This is a genomic window from Mesorhizobium sp. RCAM 06353 (genome assembly GCF_059683585.1).
Map to the genome: position 1 here is coordinate 3,383,396 of NZ_CM185031.1, position 21,665 is coordinate 3,405,060.

The 21,665-nt window shown below is 64.6% G+C and carries 16 protein-coding genes and 1 pseudogene; 8 read left to right on the plus strand and 9 right to left on the minus strand.

Annotated elements, in window-relative coordinates:
- Positions 1-96: 96 nt before the first annotated feature.
- From katE to AC56QX_RS16325, 5 genes and pseudogenes are all read right to left on the minus strand, one after another.
- Positions 97-2,206: pseudogene (katE, locus tag AC56QX_RS16305) on the minus strand (catalase).
- A gap of 152 nt (positions 2,207-2,358) precedes the next feature.
- Positions 2,359-2,574 carry a CsbD family protein gene (locus AC56QX_RS16310; RefSeq protein ID WP_019859538.1) on the minus strand — a complete coding sequence of 72 codons (216 nt, stop codon included), beginning with the start codon at positions 2,572-2,574 and terminating at the stop codon, positions 2,359-2,361.
- Between the two features lie 304 nt (positions 2,575-2,878).
- Positions 2,879-2,968 (minus strand): putative RiPP precursor, encoded by a 90-nt coding sequence (locus AC56QX_RS16315; RefSeq protein ID WP_477445857.1) that lies wholly within the window; start codon positions 2,966-2,968, stop codon positions 2,879-2,881.
- A 695-nt stretch (positions 2,969-3,663) separates the two neighbouring features.
- Positions 3,664-3,765 carry a putative RiPP precursor gene (locus AC56QX_RS16320; protein WP_497117321.1) on the minus strand — a complete coding sequence of 34 codons (102 nt, stop codon included), beginning with the start codon at positions 3,763-3,765 and terminating at the stop codon, positions 3,664-3,666.
- Positions 3,766-3,875: 110 nt separating this feature from the next.
- Complete coding sequence (locus AC56QX_RS16325) at positions 3,876-4,907, minus strand: hydroxyacid dehydrogenase (protein WP_497117323.1); 1,032 nt, start codon at positions 4,905-4,907, stop codon at positions 3,876-3,878.
- 203 nt (positions 4,908-5,110) lie between these two features.
- Here AC56QX_RS16325 and AC56QX_RS16330 point away from each other — a divergent pair, with 203 nt between their 5' ends.
- Together AC56QX_RS16330 and AC56QX_RS16335 are read left to right on the plus strand one after the other, a co-directional pair.
- Entirely contained in the window at positions 5,111-6,166 is a 1,056-nt protein-coding gene (locus AC56QX_RS16330) for a LacI family DNA-binding transcriptional regulator (protein WP_497117324.1), read from the plus strand.
- A gap of 46 nt (positions 6,167-6,212) precedes the next feature.
- Positions 6,213-7,067, plus strand: coding sequence for a sugar phosphate isomerase/epimerase family protein (locus tag AC56QX_RS16335; protein ID WP_497117326.1), 855 nt, complete (start codon positions 6,213-6,215; stop codon positions 7,065-7,067).
- A gap of 12 nt (positions 7,068-7,079) precedes the next feature.
- Here AC56QX_RS16335 and AC56QX_RS16340 read toward each other — a convergent pair whose 3' ends face one another.
- Positions 7,080-8,288: an FAD-dependent oxidoreductase gene (locus AC56QX_RS16340; protein ID WP_497117327.1), complete on the minus strand. Its 1,209-nt coding sequence runs from the start codon at positions 8,286-8,288 to the stop codon at positions 7,080-7,082.
- Positions 8,289-8,382: 94 nt separating this feature from the next.
- On the minus strand, positions 8,383-9,897 hold the full coding sequence (locus tag AC56QX_RS16345) for a glucosamine inositolphosphorylceramide transferase family protein (RefSeq protein ID WP_497117328.1): 1,515 nt from the start codon (positions 9,895-9,897) through the stop codon (positions 8,383-8,385).
- A 381-nt stretch (positions 9,898-10,278) separates the two neighbouring features.
- On the opposite strand from AC56QX_RS16345, the gene AC56QX_RS16350 reads away from it, so the two are divergent.
- Together AC56QX_RS16350 and AC56QX_RS16355 are read left to right on the plus strand one after the other, a co-directional pair.
- On the plus strand, positions 10,279-12,330 hold the full coding sequence (locus AC56QX_RS16350) for a GumC family protein (RefSeq protein WP_497117329.1): 2,052 nt from the start codon (positions 10,279-10,281) through the stop codon (positions 12,328-12,330).
- Between the two features lies 1 nt (position 12,331).
- Complete coding sequence (locus AC56QX_RS16355) at positions 12,332-13,705, plus strand: VpsF family polysaccharide biosynthesis protein (RefSeq protein ID WP_497117330.1); 1,374 nt, start codon at positions 12,332-12,334, stop codon at positions 13,703-13,705.
- Positions 13,706-13,794: 89 nt separating this feature from the next.
- Here the strand turns inward: AC56QX_RS16355 and AC56QX_RS16360 are convergent, their stop codons facing one another.
- Both AC56QX_RS16360 and AC56QX_RS16365 read right to left on the minus strand, forming a co-directional pair.
- Positions 13,795-15,066: a glycoside hydrolase family 5 protein gene (locus AC56QX_RS16360; RefSeq protein WP_497117332.1), complete on the minus strand. Its 1,272-nt coding sequence runs from the start codon at positions 15,064-15,066 to the stop codon at positions 13,795-13,797.
- On the minus strand, positions 15,063-16,232 hold the full coding sequence (locus tag AC56QX_RS16365; RefSeq protein WP_497117334.1) for a DUF1972 domain-containing protein: 1,170 nt from the start codon (positions 16,230-16,232) through the stop codon (positions 15,063-15,065). The genes AC56QX_RS16360 and AC56QX_RS16365 overlap by 4 nt, the downstream gene beginning before the upstream one ends.
- Positions 16,233-16,671: 439 nt before the next feature.
- Between AC56QX_RS16365 and AC56QX_RS16370 the strand changes: the two genes are divergently transcribed.
- Genes AC56QX_RS16370 through AC56QX_RS16385 form a run of 4 tightly spaced genes read left to right on the plus strand, consistent with a single transcriptional unit; the run spans position 16,672 to position 21,628 of the window.
- Positions 16,672-17,841 (plus strand): glycosyltransferase, encoded by a 1,170-nt coding sequence (locus AC56QX_RS16370; protein ID WP_497117781.1) that lies wholly within the window; start codon positions 16,672-16,674, stop codon positions 17,839-17,841.
- Positions 17,838-19,139 carry an MATE family efflux transporter gene (locus AC56QX_RS16375; protein WP_497117336.1) on the plus strand — a complete coding sequence of 434 codons (1,302 nt, stop codon included), beginning with the start codon at positions 17,838-17,840 and terminating at the stop codon, positions 19,137-19,139. The genes AC56QX_RS16370 and AC56QX_RS16375 overlap by 4 nt, the downstream gene beginning before the upstream one ends.
- A 9-nt stretch (positions 19,140-19,148) precedes the next feature.
- Entirely contained in the window at positions 19,149-20,375 is a 1,227-nt protein-coding gene (locus AC56QX_RS16380; protein WP_497117338.1) for a GNAT family N-acetyltransferase, read from the plus strand.
- A gap of 29 nt (positions 20,376-20,404) precedes the next feature.
- Positions 20,405-21,628, plus strand: a complete 1,224-nt coding sequence (locus AC56QX_RS16385; RefSeq protein WP_497117340.1) for a GNAT family N-acetyltransferase — start codon at positions 20,405-20,407, stop codon at positions 21,626-21,628.
- Positions 21,629-21,665: the final 37 nt, after the last annotated feature.

Below are 21,665 nucleotides of genomic sequence, written 5' to 3' on the forward strand. Positions count from 1 at the left end.
CCGCTTATATACGCAAGCCCTGTCGAAAGGGCGAAGCCGCCGTGCCTACTTGGTCACGGCGCCTTTGCTCTCGAGCCGACCGAGCTATGTTCGAAGTCAGCCCAACTTCACCTTCGGCTCGCGTGCCCAGAAGCGCAACTCGCCGAGCCTGGTGACGAAGCCCGCGACATCCTTGGGCGATGCCAGCGCAATGACCGCCTCGTCCCCGACAATGCCCGCCTTGTCCAACAGGGGTGCCGCCGCTTCGACGAAGCCGATGAACTTGCAATGCGCGAAGGCGTCAGCAACGAAGTCGCGGGCGGTGGATTCCTTCAGCAGGTCGGCCATTGCGGGTTTCGCCGGCAAAAGCGCGACCGCGTCATAGAGAACCGATGGCGCGCCCGCGATCATCTGCTGTGCGTCGATCCAGGTGCCGTCGCTCGCCTTGGCGCCGCCGACCTTCGGCGCGATGATCTCGAACTTGGCGCCGGCCTTGGTCAGCGCCTGCTTCAGGGCATTGAGCAAAGCAGCGTCCGTGCCGTCGGTCACCAATATGCCGAGCTTGCGGCCCTCGAAACGGCCGGGGCCGTTCTTGAGGATGCTGAGCGCGTCCGACGCAGGGAGATCCCGGCGCGTCGGCACCGCCGCATCGGCAGGCTTCGGCATCGCCTTCAAGCCGAGCGCATCCGCCACCTTGCGAGCCAGCGCATCATCGATGTTGAGAAGGTGGGAAACGATGCGCTCCCGAATAACAGGCGTTTGCACCTTGCTCAGCTCGAAGGTCAGTGCGGCGGCGATGTGCCCTTGCTCGACGGGCTGCTGGCTGATGTAGAACTGGCGCGCCTGGCTGTAATGATCGGCAAAGGTTTCCGACCGCAAACGGGCCTTCGGTCCGGCTTCGACTTCGGCAAAGGACCGGAACCCCTTGGACGGGGATTCCCGCGGGCCTTCATTCCATGAATTGGGCTGGTAGTTGGCGCGGCCGACCGGGTTGCGCATCGCCATGTGCCCATCCTGCTGGAAATTGTGGAAGGGGCATTTGGGCGCGTTGATCGGCAGATGGGTGAAGTTGGTGCTGCCCAGCCGTTTGATCTGCGTGTCGAGATAGGAGAAATTCCGGCCCTGCAACAGCGGGTCGTTGGAGAAGTCGACGCCGGGCGGCACGTTCTGCGTCATGAACGCCACCTGCTCGGTCTCGGCGAAGAAATTGTCGGGCATGCGATCGAGCACCAGGGCGACCGACCGCGATCGGCCGCAGCACCTCTTCGGGAATGAGTTTGGTCGGGTCGAGGATGTCGAAGTCGAAACTGTCGGCGAAGGCCTGGTCGAACAGCTGCAGCTGCAATTCCCATTCCGGAAAATTGCCGGCATGGATCGCGTCCCAGAGATCGCGGCGGTGGAAGTCGGGGTCGGCGCCGTTGATCTTGACCGCCTCGTTCCAGGCGACGGACTGCATGCCGAGCTTCGGCTTCCAGAGGAACTTCACGAAGGTCGATTCATCCTTGGCGTTGAGCAGCCGGAAGGTGTGGACGCCGAAGCCTTCCATGAAGCGCAGCGAGCGCGGGATGGCGCGGTCCGACATCGCCCACATGATCATGTGCATGCTTTCCGGCGTGAGCGAGATGAAGTCCCAGAAATTGTCGTGCGCCGTCTGCGCCTGCGGGAAGTCGCTGTTGGGCTCGGCTTTTGCCGCATGGATCAGGTCGGGAAACTTGATCGCATCCTGGATGAAGAACACCGGCATGTTGTTGCCGACAATGTCCCAATTGCCTTCCTGCGTGTAGAGTTTGACGGCGAAGCCGCGCACGTCGCGGGCAAGGTCGGCGGAGCCCTTGTTGCCGGCAACGGTGGAGAAGCGTACGAAAGCCGGCGTCTTTTCACCGGCGCGCTGGAAGATGTCGGCGCGCGTGTATTTGGCCAGCGATTCATAGGTTTCGAAATAGCCGTGAGCGCCATAGCCGCGCGCATGGACGACGCGCTCGGGAATGCGCTCGTGATCGAAATGGAAGATCTTTTCGCGGAAGTGGAAGTCTTCGAGCACGGTTGGCCCGCGGGCACCGATCTTCAGCGAGTTCTGGTCGTCGGCGACAGGGCCGCCCTGCGCCGTGGTCAGCACCTCTGTCGAACCGGAGGCGGTCTGGTGCAGTTCGCCGCCTGCGCCGCGCTTCAGTTTCTGATCGTGGATGGTCGCGGCTGTCGCGGCCGGTGTGGATGCTTGCTTCGCCATGACTGAAAATCCCTGGGACCAATGCGCGGGCTGCGCTGGTTCCTCAATCTCCGGGATGGCAATGCGTTCCCTGCCGATTTCAGATCCGCAAATGAAGAAGGCCGCCGGTTCGCACGGCGGCCTTCAATCGTCTCTTCAAGAGTGAGGAACCCTCAGAGGTTCTTGTTGATCGCGGCGGCGGTCTTGTTGGTTGCGTCCTTGACGGCCGACTTCGCGTCGCCGACAGCCTTCTGGACCTTGCCCTTGGCTTCCTGTGCCGCGCCTTCGGCGCGCAGGCGGTCATTGCCGACGGCCTTGCCGACGCCTTCCTTGGCCTTGCCGACGGCCTGATTGGCGAGACCCGATGCCTTGTCGCTGGTGCTTCCCATGGGAGTTCCTTTCGCGGATTGTTTGCGGAGACCAACGTCGCTTTGTTTGGAAAGTTCCGCATGCCGTGGAGAGAACCAAGCAAAACGAAAAGGCCCGCCACCGACGCGAATCGTGACGGGCCTTCTGGAGTACACCGGGCGTCCCACCGCCCGGCTGTCTGGAAAACTTCACGGCGCCATGATCGTTCCATCACAACAGGAAGCCGCCTCCCCAGAGCGGGATCGATCGTGCCGGTCTTGCTGGCGCGAGGTCGCAAGACCTCGCCTATGTCTCAAGCTTCAGCTCTTCGACAGGCCCGGCGGTTCAGATGCAAATCGAGGTGCAGCTACCCGCGGTGACCGCCGAGAGTTTCTCGCGCTTCAAAAGCGTCGGCTTGGCGTAGGTTTTCTTCATGGCCTATCCTCTGTGTGAGATCAGCTTTGGCAAGGGTTCGACGGGGTGCAGTCGGCGGTCACAGCCGACAGCCTGTCACGCTTCACCAAAACTGGCTTCTGGTAGGTCTTTTTCATGCAATCCCCCGTTCTGATATGCCCGAGGCGAGCACCGTCCCGGGCTATTGTTATTGAGGTCTCAACAAAGCGCCCGTAGCCCCGGGCGCATGATGATTTCAGTCTGCGCACTGCGAGATTGGACAAAGTTGCGCGGTAACTGACGACAGTTTCTGGCGTTTCAAAAGTGTCGGTTTTGCGTAGTTTTTCTTCATTTATTTCCCCTTACCCAAACGTTAGACAGCGCACATGACGCTGGGGAAAACGCGGTGTCAAAACGTTTCCGTCCCTGAGTGGCGAGGCGTTCGTTGTTTTAGGGCTTGCTGATGCTAAAACCCCACAAAATAGCGCAAAATGGCTGGATTTCGTGCCAGAAGAAGCGATGGCCAACATTCTTGTCGCCGCAAACAGACGCAAAAAACCCCGCCGGCAGGAGCCTGACGGGGTGTTGATTGGAGGATCAACGGATCGAATGGGATACGATCCGGATAAAAAACGCAAACGCTGCGGAAAAGGTTCCGATGGCCGGGGCCTCGGTCCGTTGTTAGCCGCGCGGCTGGGCCGAGCGAGCAGGCATTTGCTGCTATCGAGGGTCGAGAACTAGCCGGCTGGGCCGATTGGGCCCGAGATCGCTTCCTGCGCCGTCACCGCCGACAGCTTCTGTCGCTTGACGAGTGTCGGCTTGTCATAGGTCTTTCGCATCCGAGTCCTTCTCCCGTTCGAAGGGTGGAAGGTCGTTGCATGCCGGCTCATTGTCAAGCGAGCAGCCAGGACGGCGTAAATACGGGTGCGGAAACGATGCTCGGTTGCCCTCAATTCCTGTCCACCGGCTTGGAGCGCATCCTCGACACCGTCTCGCGCTCGGCACGCTTGGAGCGCAGCGGCGGCAGGCCACGGTCGATCAGGTCCATGTCCTCCAAAACCATGTCGCCCATGCGCTTGAAGGCGATGTCGAGCGCACCGGCGCGGTGGGCCGAGCGCAGGAAGCCGGGGAGGGCACGCACGGGATGATCCTGCGCCAGCGGCTCTTCCGGGAAGACGTCGCTGGCGGCGACGATGTGGCCGCTCTTCACCGCCGCCATCAGCGCGGGAAAATCGACGACGCCGGCGCGGCTGAGCAGGATGAAGGCAGCGCCCTTGCGCATGCCAGCGAAAGCGTCCGCGCCAAGAAAGCCCTGGTTCTCGGAGGTCACCGAGGCGACGACGAAGATGAAGTCGCTCTGCGTCAGCACCTCGTCGAGCGAGGCCGGCTCGACACCATTGTCGATCAGGATCGATGGCGGCAGCCAGGGATCGAAGACTTTCGTGCGGGTGCGGAAGCCCGACAGCAGCCGGTTCAGCGCACGGCCGAGATCGCCGAAGCCGATGATGCCGACATCGGCGCCCGACAAGAGCCGCGCCGTCAGATTGCCGTCGCCGCCCCACAGCTCCTCGCCCTTGCGGAAGGCAAGATCGGCATCGACAATATTGCGGGCAAGGTTGAGCGCCATGGCAAGGCCAAGCTCGGCCACCGGCTCGGCGAAGACGAGGCCGGTGGTGACGACATGGATGCCACGGGCGAACAGCGTCTCGTAAGGCATGTTGTTGAGGAGGTTGGTCTCGACATTGAAAACGCAGCGCAGCGCCTTCATCCTGTCCAGCGTCTGCGGCGATATCGGCGGCTGGCCGAGGATGTAGCGGGCCTCGTCAAGCACATCGGCCGGCAGCCTGGCGAAGCCATCGTCCGTCGTCTCGACGATGCGGTATTTCGCCTTGAAGCGCGCCAGCTGCGGTGGCGTGAAGATCAGCTCGAGCGAGCGTGGTTCCGGCGCGCTAATGACCAGCGGCAAATCCTTGTTTGGCATGACGATTCCTCCCGACGCGATGCTAGCGCGCGTTTTTGCTTTGCACATGTGGTTGTCCCAAAACCGCTGTATAGTTTTTGGGCGACATGTGGTTCGGCGGCTAAAATACCGCCGATGAACCGATTTACAACTGCGAAAAATCGATTTACTCATTTCTCCAGCGGACAGAAAATGCCTTTGTCCGCGCCTCGGGAGGAGGAGCCATGGCGCATAGGCGGGACCAGCAGCGGCGTCCGTCGATCCACGACGTGGCCCGCCGTGCCGGCGTGTCCGCCGCCACCGTCTCCAAGGTCATGGCCGGCGTCACCACGGTCAAGCCCGAGAATGCGCAGCGCGTCCTCGATGCCATCGAGCATCTGGGTTACCGCGTCGATCCGCTGGCCTCCGACTTGCGCCGGGCCAAGCGCCGCATCATCGGCGCCATCATGCCGGAATTCGAAAGCGAGTTCTTCGGCCAGATGGTTACTCAGCTCGAGAGCCTGGCCGAGCAGCGCGGCTACACGCTGGTGGCGGCGTCGAGCCGCGAATCGGAAGAACGCGAAACGGAAATCCTGGCCCGCATGCATGACTGGCGCGTCGCCGGCGTGGTGCTGGCGCCGGTGCGCAACGAGCACGGCCCGGCGGCCGCCTTCATGAAGGCCAACGGCATGACCGGCGTGCTGATCGATCGCGTGCTGTCCGACGACGCCTTCGACACCGTGTCGGCCGACAGTGCCGCGGCCAGCGCCGAAGTGGCGAGCCAACTGATCGGCAAGGGCCACCGCCACATATTGGTCGTCGGCCTCGGCGAGCAGGCGGCGACGGTGCGCGCCCGTCTCGACGGGTTTCGCACCACCGCGCTGCACCTGGCGCCGGATGTGCGCATCGATGTTGTGCTTGCCGAAACCGGTGTCGAGCCGCTCAGGGCGCAGTTGCGCGACTATTTCGCGAAAGGCGAGCGCCCGACGGCGGTCTATTCGCTGTTCCTCAAGGGCACGCTGGTGGCGCTGTCGGAGTTCCGCCGCCGCGGCTGGCACTGTCCCAACGACATTTCGCTGGTCGGCTTCGACGATGCCGAATGGATGCAGGTGACATGGCCGGCCATCGCCGCCGTGGTGCAGCCGGTGCGGCAGATCGCCGGCCACGCCATGGAGGCGCTGTTTGCCAGGATTGAAGGCGAGGAGGGGCCGCCGAGAGCGCGGCTCGAGCCTTGCCGGGTTTTGATGCGGGAATCCGTTGGCTCGCCAGGCAGCGGCCCGCATTCCGGAAACCGAACATAGCCCCCCATCGGCGGTGGCGGCGCGGCGCACGAACAGAGAGGCTGAGATGAATACCTTTGGACTGCACACTTTCGCCATCGCCGCGGTCTGGGACCTCGACCTGATCGAGCCGCAGATGGAGCGGCTGAAGGGGCTCGGCATCGGCCTCTTGGAAATCCCGTTGCTGCGCCCCGAGGAGATCGACACTCTGCGCACGCGCGCTTTCGCTGACCGGTGGAATGTCGAGCTTATTCCGTCGCTTGGCCTGCCTGCTTCACTCGACGTCGTGGCACGGCCGGACGAGGCGCTGGCCTTTCTCGAGCCGGCCTTCGGCGTCTGCGAAGCGGTGGGCAGTAAAGCGCTGGGCGGTGTCACCTATGGCACGATTGGCAAGACGTCCGGACGCGCGCCGACCGAAGAAGAGATCGACGGCATGTGCCGCTTCCTGGTCCGCGCGGCCAAGGCCGCCAAGGCGCATGGGTTGAAGCTCGGCATCGAGCCTTGCAACCGCTACGAGACGCATCTGATCAACCGCGGCATCGACGCAACGCGGATCATCGAGCGCGTCGGCGCCGATAACATCTTCATCCATCTCGATACCTACCACATGCATATCGAGGAGGAGAGTTTCGAGGCCGGCTTCAAGGCGGCGGCACCCTATCTCGGCTATGTCCATGTCTCCGAAGCCAATCGCGGCGTGCCGGGGCGCGGCATGCTCAACTGGGCGGCCTGCATGAAGGCCATCGCCGCCATCGGCTATACCGGCGCGATTACGCTGGAAAGCATGAACCATGTCGATGTCGACATTGCCGGCGGGCTGGCGGTGTGGCGGCCGGTGGCGGAGAACCCAGACGATGTGATCGGCGTCGGGCTGCCGTTCCTGCGCGAGGAGGCGAGGAGAGCGGGGCTGCAATTGGGGTGAGGGGGAAGACCCTCACGCCATGCCGGGCTGCCGCCGCGGTGCCAGTTGGCGCACCTTGCGGCCGAGGATCATCAGCTGCCGTGCCGTGTTGTTGCGCAGGCGCCGTACGCGCCATTCCAGTCCGGTTTCGGTGGTGATCTGCTTGGCGTAGATGCTAACACGCATGCCTTCCTCATCGGATGCCACCTTGACCGGGTCGTCATAGAAAGCGCCGATCTTGTCAGCCGCCATGCCTGGCGTTTCCAGCCAGCGCGGAATATGAACCGAATGGAGCTGATCGACATCGATCATGACCCGCCCGATGCCGACGCCTGGCGTCGGGCATGTCGTCACGAATGCATCGCCAATGAAGACGACGCCGTCGCGACGATGGCCTTGCGTCGTGGTCAGATTGACCTGCCTGACCTCGACGGGGCTCGCCACTTCGAAGTTGCCGCACTGCGCCGCTATTTCGGGCATCAGTTCGCAAAGCATCTTTTGCGGATCGGTGCGGAAATCCCGCGTCCACTGGTCGGCGACGGTGCGATAGACGAACATGTTCGCCCGCATCCTGTTGCCGATGGGAAAGACGGTGAGATAGGCGACGCGGTCCGAGGCCCGCTTGCCGTAACAAGTGACGGCTTGATAGGCGCAATCACGCGGCGCAATGGCGAGGTCGAACCCCATCGACAGCGAATGCGCCTTCGACAGTTCGATGCGCTCGACGCCGATGGCGCGCCGCACCAATTCGCTGTAGCCGGTGGCCACCACCAGCAGGCGGGCATTGATGACGCTCCCGTCGGCCAGCACAAGCCGCTGCCGGTCCGGTCCGGTCGAGACCTCGGTTACCTTGCCGACCGTTAGCGGTACCTGCGAGGGCAAGGCATCGCGCAGGCCATTGATCAGCGCGCCGTAGGAAAATGCGTATTCCCACTTCTTTTCACGCGCGAAGAATTGACCGAGGCGGAAGACATCGATGTCGGTAAACGGGGTGACGAGAGGCATGACCATCTTGTCGAGACCGAGTTTCTCGAACAGTTGCATCTGGTTCGCGCCGATCTTCTCGGCCCGGAACTCGTCGTGATGGACGCGGTGCGGGTCGATCAGCGCCACCTTGCGGCCGGCGTTTCCCAACACCGTTGCCAGGGTGGTGCCGGCCATTCCGGCGCCAATGATCGCCACGTCGACTTCAGCCGGGGCAGGTTCAGCGGGGGTCATGTCACTGCCCTTTCTGCTGGTCATGTTTCTCTCCACAATCTGTGGTGGAAAATATCTTCCAGCCTTCTATCAACCTCAAGCAACCCATGCGCGTGCCCGGTAGCAACACTTGTTTACCTTAACGCCGGGCCTGTTGTTTCCAGCGCGGCGCGATGGCCGAGCCATCGATGAATTCCAGGCCGCCCGCCTCGTTGAGCGTGTGCAGCTTGCGCCCATTCCATAGCGCGCCAGGAGTTAAGATGGTCTCGACGACCTGCTCCATGCCGTTCAAATCAAGGTGAGCGACGCGTGCGATGCCAAGGGCGGCGCCATAACTCCTGCGGCAATCCTGCACCGGACGCAGCAGATCGTTGCCGCGCGCGACCATGCGGCCGGCCGGCCGCGCCGAGGCGATGTCGACCAAAACGGGATTTTTGGCATGCGGCGTCCAGGGGCCGCGAAAGTCCGGCGCCGACCACAGATGCAGCGCGTCGGAGAAAGCGCCGCCGCCGTCGCGGACGGTGGCGAACAGCCACCAGCGCCCGCCATGTTCGACCAGCGTGGCGTCGCTGGCGACGATGTCGGACAGCAGCGTTGCTTCCTTGACCCAGCCGCCGGGAAAGGCTGTCGCCCGGTAGAGGTCGACCGTGCGGTTGGCGCAGCTTTCCGGCACCATCCAGACCTCGCCGTCGCGCTCGAAGACGAAGGGGTAGGAGAGGTGATAGGGCAGGTCGAGCACCGGCTCGGGACGTCCGATCGGCCCCGACGGGCCGAACGGCACGGCGGAGATGATGGCCCGGCCCAGACGGTGGATATAGTCCTCGACGAACAGGGTGACCTGTCCCTGATACAGGATCGGAAACGGGTCGGCGTAGAAGCGGCTGCCGTCGTCGGGCAGCACCTGCCAGCCGGATGCCGGATGGGCGCGCAGGTCGTAGAGGTCGCGGCCATTGGTCTGGCGCCAGCCGACCTTCCAGTGCGGGGCGTTATAGCAGAGGTGGTAGATCTTCTGGACGATGCGCCGCGCCAGCGCCTTGCCCGCTCTGATGCCAAGCTTGGTGGGCGAGGGTATCTGCGGCGAGGGACCGGCTTGCGCCGGCTCCGGCAGCGCGGGCACGGCTCGCGCCGCGCCATTCATTGCTGAGGGGGGCATTGCCGCCAGGATCAAGCTTGCGGTGCGCGCCAGCATGTCCTGGAAGGAGGCCAGCGCGATGCCGCCATATTCGGTGCCCAGGCGTCCTTCGGCAACAGTGGTGCCGCTCTCCTCGATGCGGGCAATCGGCGTGCGGCCGTCGAGGATCAGCGCCAGCAGAGCCGCTTCGCCGGCGGCGCCGTCATAGGTGACGCGCCAGACCCGCGCTCCTTCCAGGCTCACGTCGCCGCAGAGGTCGATCACCAGATCGGGAGAGGCGGGCGGCTGCGTGCGATAGGGCGCGAGCGCCGACAGCGGCAGGCGCTTGGCAAGCCCGTCCGCCGGCAGGCCATGGAGGACCGTTTCAAGCTGGAACAGCGCCGCGGCGCTGCCTGGAATGCCGCCCCCGGCCGGCCTGGCGTCGACGGAAAGCTCGACCTGCGCCAGGGCCGCCAGCCGCTGCAGCAGCGTCAGGTGGAAAGCACGGACACATTCGCCGTCCAGGCGCAGGCTCACTTGCATGTCGCACCCCTGGCGTCGTGATGTCTTGTATCTGGCCGGTGTTCGATATCAGGGCAGGGGAGATGGGCGCACGGCGGGGCTGGACTGATGTGCTGCCCCATTTCCATTCGTCTCCTGCTCGCTCGCGCCCGTATCAGCGCCTGTGCCTAATATTACGCAAACTCCGTGCCAAAAATGCGTAAACGCCCTGCCAAAAATCAGAAGAGCTCCCAACATAATTAACAGTGTTTTAACAGTTGAAGGAATAGCTAGGCTGAAGCCGCAATTTAATCTTTGCAGGCACATGGAGTGTTGTCGGAGCGACCTTTGCAATCATCCCTGCTCTCGTTGCCGCAACAAAACGCTCCGGAGGCGATGCAATATGCCCCGGAGCCGGTGCCGATGGCGACCTATTCATCCTCGACCGTCGAACTGGGTGACCTGAAGCGCATATTGGTGCGCCGCCGTTTCCTGATCCTCGCCACCGCCGCGCTGCTGACGCTTGCGACGCTGGCCTATGGATTGCTCACGCCGGCGCTTTACAGTTCGGTTTCGGAAATCCTCATCGATCCGCAAGACCTGCAGGTGGTGACCAACGACGTCAATCCGAGCCGTGTTCCGCCCGATGGCGGCATCACCATGGTGGAAAGCCAGGTCAGTGTCGTCCAGTCGACGGGCGTGCTGCTCAAGGCCATCCAGGCAACCAACCTGACCGACGATCCGGAATTCAACGGGCAGGGCGGGTTGTTGAGCCGTTTGCTTGGCGGCGTGCTGGGCTCGGGCTCGGCCGAAACCGACAGGACGGGCAAGACGCTCGATGCACTGCGCCGGCGGCTGGCGGTGAAGCGGGCCGACAAGGTGCTGGTCCTCGACGTGATCGTCACCGCCAAGAGCGCCGACAAGGCGGCGAAGCTCGCCAATGCCATCGCGCAGGCCTATCTGGCCGACCAGGCGAGCGCGCGCGCCAAGATGGCCACGGACGCCTCCGATTCCATCACCGCGCGGCTGGATGAGCAGCGCAAGCGCGTGCAGAAGGCCGAGAACGCCGTCGAGGCCTACAAGTCCGCCAACAACATGGTGATGGCGGCGGGCAATCTGGTCAGCGACCAGGAACTGACCGAGATCAACACGCAGCTCTCGGCCGCGCAGAGCCGCACCGCGACGCTGAAGGCACAGGTCGACCAGCTGCGCCGGTCCGGCGGCGCGCCGGACGCCACATCGGAAGCGATGCGCTCGTCGGTGATTTCGAGCCTGCGGGCGCAGGAGGCGACGCTTGTCGACCAGGTCTCGCAGCTCGGCACCGAACTCGGGCCGCGCCACCCCTCGATGATCGCCGCCCAGCAGCAACTGCGCGACACGCGCGCGCTCATCGCGCGTGAACTCCGCCGCATCGGCGCTGCCGCCGAAACCGACTATGAGCGGGCGCTGGCCAACCAGCAGGCGCTGGAGGCCAAGGTCGCCGGCATGAAGAGCAAGTCGCTCGACACCGACCAGGCTTCGGTCAAGCTGCGCGAATTGCAGCGCGATCTCGAGGCGGTGCGCTCCGTCTACGCCACCTATCTGCAGCGGGCGCAGGAAACGCGCGAGCAGATCAATGTCGACAGCACCAATGCGCGCATCATCTCCAACGCCATGCCCGCCTTGAAGAAGAGCTGGCCGCCTTTGCCGCTGCTGCTTTTCGGCGCCCTCTTCGGCGGGCTGGGGCTCGGCACCGCGCTGGCGCTGATCGCGGAATATTCCTCGCCGACCGTGCTTTCCAGCGCGCAGATGCAATCGGCCATCGACGCGCCGGTGTTTGGCGTGCTGCCGGCGAAATCATCCCGTCGCCGCTGGTGGCCTTTCGGCGCCGCCACTGCTGCAGGGCAGAAGACGGATGCGGTCGCGGGCCTGGCGCTGAGGCGCCTGTTCGCCTCCAGCCGGCGTCCGCCGAACTGGCCGCTGGTGCCGTCCATATTGCTGACGTCGCCGCCCGAGGACGCCGTGCATCGGAGCCGGGTGGCACGCCTGCTCGCCAATGCCGCGGCTGCCAGGGGCAGCCGTGTCCTGTTCATCGACACCAATGCCGGCAGCGGCAAGAAGGAGCCGCTGCCCGGTCTCCTCGACGTGCTGCGCGGCGAATATGCCTTCGAGGCGTTGAGCCAGTACACGGCCGGCAGCAATGTCGCGGTGCTGGGCAGGGGCCGGCAGACGGCCGTCTTCTCCGAGGCGCAGGGCGTCTATTTCACGCAGCACATGCTGGCCCAGGCCGGCCGCAACTTCGACCTCGTCGTCGTCGACGGCGGCGCGCTGGCCGACAATCTCAACGCCTCGCCGCTGGTCGCCATGGTCGACGAGATCGTCATGGTCGCGACGCTCAACTCGACGCCGATGGCCGACGTCACGGCGGCCTCGCAGGCCATTTCCGTCATGGGGCGGTTGCCGACCGGCGCCTTGCTGGTCGACGAGGCGGCCTGACATGGCCACCACCGGGGGAGCCGCCAACCCGGCTGCCGGCTGGCCCGGTTCGGGCCAAGGCGGTTCGGGTCAGGCCACCGGGCGCGCGGGCAGCTCCGTCGACTGGCTGACCAGCTTCGGCCTGGTCGCAACGGTGGCGTTGCTGTTCGCCATCTCCGGCGGCATGCTGTGGCTGGTGGGCTATAATTACGACGGCCTGACCGGCAATCCGGCGACCAAGATCCATCCTTCGACCTACCTGCTCGTGCTGATGTTTGCCTGGCGCGCCTGCACCTTCGGCAATCCGATCGGCTACATGGTCGCCGTCGCCGACCGGCGGCCGGCCAGCACGCTGATGGCGGTCATCTCGATCGTGCTGCTGGTCGTCGTCATCGCCGGGCAGCGCCCCGGCATGGCCGGCATGATCGACACCTTCGTGGCGCCGGCGCTGCTGGTGATGATGCTGGGCGAGGACGACGAGAAGACATTCGCCCGGATGCAGACCGTCGTTCACGCCATCATGACCGTGAACGCATTGCTCGCTTTGTTCGAGTTTGCCACCAAGACGCTGATCTTTCCCTATCGCCTCGACGGCGAGGTGTTCATGGCCGACCTGCGCTCGACGGCACTTCAGGGCCATCCGCTGTCCAATGCCACGGTCACCTCGGTCTATGTGCTGGCGCTGCTCTCCGGTTCGAGATCGCTGTCCATGCCAGTGCGGCTCGGGCTGATCGGCCTGCAATTCGCCGCTCTCGTTGCCTTCGGCGGCCGCTCGGCGATGGTGACGACGATCGTTCTCGGCGGTTGTTACCTCCTTATTCAGGGTCTGCGCAGCCTGCGCACGGGGCGCGTCAACCTGCTTGGCGCCGCACTCGGCCTCATCCTTGCCGCGCTGGTGCCGGTCGTCATCGCGCTCGCGGCGTCATACGGCTTCTTCGACGCGCTGCTCGAACGCTTCGTGTCGGACAGTGGCAGCGCCAATGCCCGCGTCGAAATGTTCGAGCTCTTCAAACATTTCGAACTGCGCGACCTGATCGTGGGGCCCGATATCGATCTCATCGAAAGCCTGCGCCGCATCAGCGGCCTCGAACAGGGCATCGAGAACCCGGTCATCCGCCTGATCCTCTACCAGGGCGCCTTCTTCACCTTGCTGTTGTTTGTCGGCTTCGCCCTGTTCATGCACGAAGTGGCGCGCCGCTGTCATTCCGGCATCTGGCTGACGATGCTGGGCTGGCTGATCCTGCTCAACACCTCCGAAAGCCTGGCCTCGAAGACGACGCTGATGACCAAATTCGTGGTGATCGCGCTGGTGCTTTACAGGCCGGCAAGGAGTGTGGGCCAAAGGGTACAAGCGGGGCACCGACCGCAGACGCAACCCCGCGTTTCGTCATCCTAGGGCGGAGCAAGGAGCGAAGCGACGCGGCGCAGACCCTAGGATGACGAAGAGAGGGGGAGGCGCTTGGCCAATTTCGAAAGATGCGCGACCTACTCCGGCATCCTCAACCCCAACGCCTCGACCATTGCAGGATCCAGCGCGCGCGTGGTGCCGTCCATCATGCCCATGCCGTCGAAGAGGTCCCAGAACGCCCAGGGGAAGCCGAACGACTCGGCGCTTTGCCTGACGTCGGCGATGTAGCGGGCGCGGTCGGGGTTGGGCGCGGCGACATAGTGGGCGTCGGTGCGCAGCGCGCCGAATTCGCCCATAATGACGCGCTCCGGCGCAATGCCGTGGGCATCGGCCCAGGCGCGCGCCTGGGCGAGGTATTTATCGATGAACCAGCGGTCGGGCTGGGCGTCGAAATAGACTTTCAGCACGCGCTCGGTTTCGGTATAGGCGGCCTTTTTGTCCGCTTCGGAGGTCTCGGTATCCGCAGCCATGCGCGCCCTGACGGAGGCGAGCGTCGCGTCGAGCGAACCGGCGGAGGCCGGCCAGGGCACATTGTTCAGCGCGCGGTAGACGGGTTCGCGCATCCACGGCGCGCCCTGATGGCTGAACAGATAGGGCTCGTAGAAGTGGAACGTGAACAGGATCGGCTCGAAGGACGCCAGCGGCGCCGGATCGAGCGCCGCCAGCCCGCTCACCATCGAGCCGCAGCCGCCGGTGACGACCATCGGCAAGGTCTGGGATTGCGCCCTGGCCGCCGTCAGCAGGGCTGCCTGGACGTTTGACCAGACGTTGGAATCGCAGGACTGCGGCGGTTCATTGACCGGCTCCAGCGCCACCATTCCTGATGTGAACCGCGCCAGCCTGCCGGCAAGCTCGCCGACGAGTGCGCGATAGGCTGCGAATTCGGGCGCGGCGGTGCTGGAGACCATGCGGTCGGGGTTCCAGTAATGCGTGGCGCCATTGGCCTGGACGTTGACGATGATGCCGAGACCGGCGTCGAGCGTGGCGGTGACGGCGGCGTCCACCATGTCCAGCAACTTGCCGCGCGTGGCGGCGTCGGCAGCAAGGAATGGGCCGGGATCGACCGGCAGGCGGATGAAGTCGAGCCCGGTGGCACGCAGCCGGTGAAGGTCATCTGGGGTCGGCACCGGCCGCTGCGACTGGAAGGGCGGCCAGTCATAGTCGGTGCGCGGGGCGGGAAATTCGCGCGTCAGCGAGAACCAGGGCCAGGCGTTGACGCCGCGACGAAAACGCCATTCGCCTTCGGCGGCTAGCGCGGGCGGCGCTGACGAAAGCTGCGCCACCGCGGCAGGCACCAGCGCCGTCGACAGCGCGGTGGTGATAAGCCGCCGGCGCGACCAGTCCGTCATACGGCGCCGGGCGAGGGGCGGTCGATCGCGGCTTGCGCCGGGGCTTTGGCGCCGAGCAGATGCAGCGCCTCCTTCTCATAGGCCAGCAGGACATCCTCCCAGCGGAAGGCTTCGCGGGCACGCGTCCTGGCGGCTTCGCCGCAGGCCTTGACCAGCGCATCGTCCTCCATCGCCTGCTGCATCCGCTCGGCGCAGCTTTGCGTGTCGGTGAAATGGATGGCAGCAGCACCCGCGACCCACCTGTTGTAGGGATTGTCGTGCGCGATCACCATGTTGCCGGCGGCCAGCGCCTCGACCAGCGACGGGTTGGTGCCGCCGACCGTGTGGCCATGCATATAGGCGCGCGCGTGGTAACGGAGCGCCTTCACCGCCGCCTGGTCGTAGATGGCGCCCGGCAGGACCACTGAGCTGTTTGCCGCCTTGCGGACCGCGACATGATAGGGAATCTCGTCGGACAGCGTGCCCAGCACCACCAGCTTCATGTCGCGCTTCCGGCTGCAGAAGGCTTCGACGATGGGCAGGATGTTGTTGTCGGGCTCGATGCGCGCGATCGAGATCAGATATTTTCCAGGCTCGAGGCCGAGTGCGCGCACCGGCGCCTCGGGTGCCGATGTCACCGGGTCGGCGCCATAGGCGATGGTGGTGATGGCGCTGCGCGGCCGGCGCGTCGCCAAGTGATCGGCGATGACAGGATGGTCGGCGACCAGGCGGTGCGAGGCCCACGCGCCGATCCATTCATTGAGCCAGAACCATGTGCGCGCCGCGCGCCCCCATTTGGGGCGGCGCCACTCGATGCCGTCCATATTGGTGATGATCTTGCGCCGCATCAGCCTGAGCCAGGTCAGGAAGACCGCGCCATTGTAGCCGAGCACGAGGCAGACGCCGGGCCGGCGCGCAGCGTCGAGCACGCATTGCCAGTCGAATTCCAGCGTCGCGCGCGGGCCTTTCGAGGCGACCTGGATGTGGATGAGGTCGATGCCGTTCCAGGTTTCGGTGCGCACCCTCTGGTCGACACGCTCGACCTCGTCCTGGCAGTAGACGCCGACCTTCCAGCCGCGCCCGACGAGAAAAAGCGCCAGCTTCTCGGCGAAGGTTTCAAAGCCGCCATGGGCGGCAGGAATGCCGCGCGTTCCCAGGATCAGGATGGCAGGCTGTTCCGATTTCATGACTGCTGGCACTTTCAGGTCCGCCCGATCCGCGATGCGAGGCTGTCTCATCTCAAAACCGCGGCCTTGCAAGATGGTTGCCAGGCCCGATTCCAGCTATCATCGCACCCGGGTTGTAAAATATTTCTTCCAAACGCCCGGGTTGTTTCATTATCGGTCAACCTTCCACACGTATGTGTATCGAAACGAGGCAATGCCGCGGCTTGTCGGCCTGCGAATAGATATATTAGCACGGCATAATGCTTGCGTAAGGACTTCTGTGCGCCAGTATCGGCGGAGGGCGTGCAGTATTGGTGTGGTGATCCGGGTTCAACATCCGTTTCATGGCCACACTGAAAACGAGGGAAGTCCAAAGGGGTGTTGGCTTGAAGTTTCCGGCCGCCGATAGCGTCAGGCGGCGGAATCGTCTCACCACCCTGACAGAAAGATGCATGTGAAGATGCGGATTGCTTGCATCCATCAGGGCTACGAACTCTACGGTTCCGACCGCAGCTTCGCGGAGAGCGTCGCCGCGTTGCGTGCCGCGTTTCCGTCGGCCGACATCGAGGTGGTTTTGCCGCGCAGCGGACCGATCGTCGAAATCCTGGAGCCTCATGCCAGCCGCATCGTCTTCGAGCCGCTCTGGGTGCTGAGGCGCCAGGCGATGCTGAGGCTGGCGACCGTCGAGATGGCGCGGCTGCCGGTGGCGCTATGGCGGGCCTGGCGGCGCTTGCGCGATTGCGACCTCGTCTACGTCAACACCTCGATCGTCGCCGACTATGCGCTGGCCTCGCGCCTGCTGCCCAGCAAGGCATTGCTGCACATCCACGAAATTCCCGAAGGCGTGCTGCGCCGGATCCTCGTCGGGCTGATGCATTGGAGCCATGCCGACCTCATCTTCAATTCGAAAGCGACGCGCGCCACCTTCGGCGAGCCCAGATCCGCACGCTCATACGTCGTCTATAATGGCGTTGCCGGTCCGGCGGCGGCGCAAGCGATGACCTATGACGGCACGCGCCCGCTGCGGGTGCTGCTGCTTGGCCGCATCAACCGGATCAAGGGCCAGGAAGTGCTTTTGCAGGCGATCGCCTCGCTGCCCGCAGAGATCAAGTCGCGGATCGAGGTGCGGCTGGTCGGTGGCGCCTTTGAAAGCGTCGAGCGTGAGCGTGCGCTGGCCGAACTGGTCGAGACCATGGGGCTGGCCGGACAGGTCAGCGCCTTGCCCTTCCTGTCAGACCCTTCCGAGCATTATCGCTGGGCCGACATCGTCACCGTGCCGTCGCGGCGTCCGGAATCGCTCGGCCGCGTCGCCATCGAGGCGATGGCCTATGGCCGTCCGCCGCTGGTGTCGGCGATCGGCGGGCTGGTCGAAGTGGTCGCAGACGGCGAGACCGGCTGGCATGTTCCGCCGGGCGATGCGGCGGCGTTGGCCACGAAATTGCGCGAGATCATCCTCGCCCCCGAGGCCTGGCGCGGTTTTGTCGCCGCCGGGCGCAAGCGCTACGAGACGATGTTCAGCGAGCCGGTCGCGGCCGCGGCGATCGCCGCGATCGCCACTGAGAAGCTGAAGGCGGCCATCGCAAGGCCGGGCAGGGCGGCAAGCACGCGCCAGGCGGAGACACGGTCGTGAAGTTCCCGATCCATCTGGTGCGGCGCCTCGTGCTGATGATCGGCGGCGAGGCGATGCAGAGTGGCTTCCACTTTGCCCTCAACATCATGCTGCTGCACTTGCTGTCGGCGCAAGGCTACGGCCTGTTCGCCATAGGCATGGTGATGGGCGGCGTCGGCCTGTCGTACATCAGGTCGCTCACCGCCGTCCCCGCCTCGATATGGATGAGCAAGAGCACCAACACCGCCGGCGTCGATGCCTATGACGTGGCCTTCGGAACGGCGGCGCTGATCGTGGCGCTGCTGATGGCGGTCGGCACGGCTGTCCTGATGCATCTCCTGGGCGACCCGAGCGGCATTGCCGCCGGCTGCTTCGTCGGCGCATGGTCGTTGCGCAGCCATATGCGCACGGCCTTCTTCGCGCGCCGCCAGCAGGTGGTCGTCTCCATCAGCGATGCCGCTTTCACCATCGCCGGCACCGTGCTCGCCGGGCTGGCAATCTGGTACGCCCGGGATGCGTTGCAAGCCGTGTTCTATGCGCTTGCAGCGGCGAATGTGTTCGGCATCTTCGTCCTGGTCCGGCTGGCGCGCCGTACAATTCGCATATCCTTCCGCATGCCGACGCGGCGGCGCTATGCCAGGCTGTGGCGTCAGCTGTGCTGGTCCGCCTTCAGCGCGACCACCACGAACATCCAGGGACAATGCCTGGCACTGCTGGTCGCCGGCATTGCCGGACCCGCGGCTTACGCGCCGCTGGCGGCGGTGATCGTGCTGTTCGCGCCGCTGCGCATCATCAGCCTCGCCTTCGTCAACATGACGCAGCCGGAGCTTGCAAAGCTGATGCGGCAGAATGAAACGCGCCGCGTCTGGTCGCAGGCGAAGATCTGGTCGGTCGTCATGGGGCTGGGCGGCCTGGCCTATGGATGCGCCATTCTGTTCGTCTTGCCGATGATCAAATCCCAGGCCCTCCAGGATGCCTCGGTCGAGTTCATCGGGCTTTTCGTTACGGCGAATTTTATCCCGATCATGCTCTACATCATGCCCCGCATCGTCCTGGAGATATTCGGTGACTTCCGCATCGTCGCCTTCATCACGATGGGCGGCGCGATCGTCGGGCTGGCGCTGATCGCGATCCTGCTTTCAGTCGCGTCGCCGCAGTGGGCACTGCTGGGCTCGGCGGTCTCCGAGACCTTCGTGCTCGCGGCATCATGGTATTTCGCGCATCACCGCATGTGGAACATCGAGCATCCGGACCAGCAGCGCTACAGCCGCCTGGGCTCCTGGCGGCGGGCCATCACATTCGCCCCGGCGAAACGATAGGAGGGCGATGTGACGGGCCAGGCAGTGGAAATAGTTGCGGTGAACGGCTTGGCCGACGGGCAGGTCTCGCACCCAGTCTCCATAGCGGCGAACGACGCCTACACGGCGCGATTGCACACCAGTCTCGAAACAGTGCGGCCGCTCTGGCTGCGCTTCCAGGAGAGCGGTGTGTGCACCGGTCACCAGAATTATGCATGGGCCGGGGGGATCGTCGCGCGGCTGATGCCGCAAGGTGCCGAACTTCTCGTCGTCGAGGTGAACGACGCCGCGACGGGCGAACCCAGGATGCTGGTGCCGCTGATGCGCCGGCCGGCGTTGGGTCATCGGGTGATCGAGTGGCTTAGCTGTGGCGTCTGCGACTATTCGGCACCGCTGCTGGCCGATGCGAGGCCGTGGACCACACAATCCGCACAGGCCGCATGGGCCGCGGTGCGCTCGGTGCTGCCGCCAGCGGATCGGTTCCACATTACGGGGATTCCACCTGAGATCAACGGCGTTGCCAATCCGCTTGCCTTGCTCGCAGAGACGCGCGATTCCCTCCAGACCACTTTCGGCCTTGCTATCGACGGCGATCCGGACACGGTTCTCAAGCGCCTGTGCAAGCCCTCCTTCGTCAAGGAATTCGGCAAGGACTGGCGCCGGCTCGAACGGCTCGGCGATGTCGAACTGGTCGAGGCCGCCACGCCGGCCGAGGTAGAGCGTATCTTCGGCGAACTGGTCCGGATGCGGCTCAGCCGCTTTCGCGAGCTTGGCCGCTTCGACCTGCTGACGCAGGAGAAAGTCGTCGATTTCTACCGCAACGCCGCTGTTAGGGGCCTGTCGGACGGAGCAGTGCGGCTGTTCGGGCTGCGCGTGGCCGAGGCCCTGATCGCGGTCCAATATCTTCTGGTTCATCAAGACACTGTTCATGCTCTGCTGATAGCAATCGACCAGAGCGCGGTGCCCAATGTGTCACCAGGACTTGCAATCATGGGCAGGTTGATGAGTTGGGCGCGCAAGCAAGGCTTTGGTTATTTCGACCTGTCGGTCGGCAACCAGAGCTACAAGGCAAAGATGGGCGCTACGGGTTCGGTCCTGGTCGAACTCTGCCACGGGTTCACGATGCGGGGCAATGCCGCGAGCACTGCCATCAAGCTCCGCGACTGGACCGAGGTTTTCGTGCGCTCAAAGCCACGGCTGCTGAAAGCGGCTCAGGGAACGATGCGGGGCTTGCGGCGCTTGCGTGGAGGGCGCTGAGGGCGGGCCAGAACGAACAGGAGAAGCGTTTGGCAAGCCAGGCAATGCGACAGGCTGCGGCGACCGAGGGCGCCGTCAAGCAGGTTTCGCCGATCACCGTCGGCTTCGGCATGGTCGTGCGCTATACGGCGCGGCTGCACGCCAGCTTCGACGCCATAAAGCCCCTCTGGTTGCGCCTTGAGGAGACTGGCCTGTGCACCGGCCACCAGGGCTTTGCCTGGGTAGAAGGGATCGCCAAACGGCTGATGCCCAAGAGCGCGGAGTTGCTCGTCGTCGAGGTCAATGACGCCGCCACGGGTGCGCCGGTCATGCTGCTGCCGCTGATGCGCCGCCGCGCTCGGGGCCACACTGTGATCGAATGGCTGAGCGGCGGCGTGTGCGACTACGCGGCGCCACTGCTGGCCGATGCGAGACCATGGACCAGGCAGAGCGCCGACGATGCCTGGGCGGCGGTGTGTGCCGTGCTGCCGCCGACCGACCGCTTCCACATCGCGGGAATCCCGCAACAGATCCACGGCGTCGACAATCCGCTGGCGCTGCTTTCGGTGGCGCGCGACTCCATCCAGATCGCCTCGGGCCTGGCCCTGGATGGCAATCCGGAGACGCTGATCAAGCGCATCTGCAAACCGTCCTTCGCCAAGAATTTCCACAAGCACTGCCGCCGCTTCGAACAGTTGGGCAAGCTCGATCTGGTCGAAGCCGAGACGCCTGACGCGGTGGAGGAGCAGTTCGCCACGCTGCTGGAGCTCAGGCTCAACCGTTTCCGCGAGCTCGGGCGCTTCGATCTCCTGACGCAGGCGCCGGTCGTCGAGTTCTACCGCAACGCCGCCCTGCAGGGCCTGTCCGACGGCTCGGTGCGGCTGTTCGGACTGCGTGCCGGTCAAGCCTATCTCGCCGTCATCTACGTGCTGGTCATGAAGGGCACCTTGCACGCGCTTCTGCTCGGGATCGACCAGGACGCGGTTCCCAACGTCTCGCCGGGCCTGACGACGATCGGCAAGCTGATGATCTGGGCGCGTGCGCAGGGGCTCGGTCATTTCGACCTCTCGGTCGGCAGCCAGGGCTACAAGCAGCATATCGGCGCTTCGAGCGCGGTGCTGGCCGAATTGTGCGAGGCGGTGACGCTGAAGGGCAGGGGCTCGACCGCCTATATCAAGCTGCGCGGGAAGGCCGAGCTTTTCGTGCGCTCCAAGCCCGCGCTGTACAAGGCCGTGCAGAGCGTGATGCGGCGGTTGCGGCGATTGAAGAACTGAGGCTGCCGTCCAGGCTCCTTTGCCTAGCAGGGAAGGG

Excerpts from the sequence above, each read along its gene's own strand:
- AC56QX_RS16345 (WP_497117328.1), bottom strand. The coding sequence starts at position 9,897 with ATGCAAGTGAGCCTGCGCCTGGACGGCGAATGTGTCCGTGCTTTCCAC.
- AC56QX_RS16335 (WP_497117326.1), top strand. The coding sequence starts at position 6,213 with ATGAATACCTTTGGACTGCACACTTTCGCCATCGCCGCGGTCTGGGAC.
- AC56QX_RS16320 (WP_497117321.1), bottom strand. The coding sequence starts at position 3,765 with ATGCGAAAGACCTATGACAAGCCGACACTCGTCAAGCGACAGAAGCTG.
- AC56QX_RS16370 (WP_497117781.1), top strand. The coding sequence starts at position 16,672 with ATGCGGATTGCTTGCATCCATCAGGGCTACGAACTCTACGGTTCCGAC.
- AC56QX_RS16350 (WP_497117329.1), top strand. The coding sequence starts at position 10,279 with ATGGCGACCTATTCATCCTCGACCGTCGAACTGGGTGACCTGAAGCGC.
- AC56QX_RS16340 (WP_497117327.1), bottom strand. The coding sequence starts at position 8,288 with ATGACCAGCAGAAAGGGCAGTGACATGACCCCCGCTGAACCTGCCCCG.
- AC56QX_RS16315 (WP_477445857.1), bottom strand. The coding sequence starts at position 2,968 with ATGAAGAAAACCTACGCCAAGCCGACGCTTTTGAAGCGCGAGAAACTC.
- AC56QX_RS16365 (WP_497117334.1), bottom strand. The coding sequence starts at position 16,232 with ATGAAATCGGAACAGCCTGCCATCCTGATCCTGGGAACGCGCGGCATT.
- AC56QX_RS16330 (WP_497117324.1), top strand. The coding sequence starts at position 5,111 with ATGGCGCATAGGCGGGACCAGCAGCGGCGTCCGTCGATCCACGACGTG.
- AC56QX_RS16325 (WP_497117323.1), bottom strand. The coding sequence starts at position 4,907 with ATGCCAAACAAGGATTTGCCGCTGGTCATTAGCGCGCCGGAACCACGC.
- AC56QX_RS16310 (WP_019859538.1), bottom strand. The coding sequence starts at position 2,574 with ATGGGAAGCACCAGCGACAAGGCATCGGGTCTCGCCAATCAGGCCGTC.
- AC56QX_RS16355 (WP_497117330.1), top strand. The coding sequence starts at position 12,332 with ATGGCCACCACCGGGGGAGCCGCCAACCCGGCTGCCGGCTGGCCCGGT.
- AC56QX_RS16360 (WP_497117332.1), bottom strand. The coding sequence starts at position 15,066 with ATGACGGACTGGTCGCGCCGGCGGCTTATCACCACCGCGCTGTCGACG.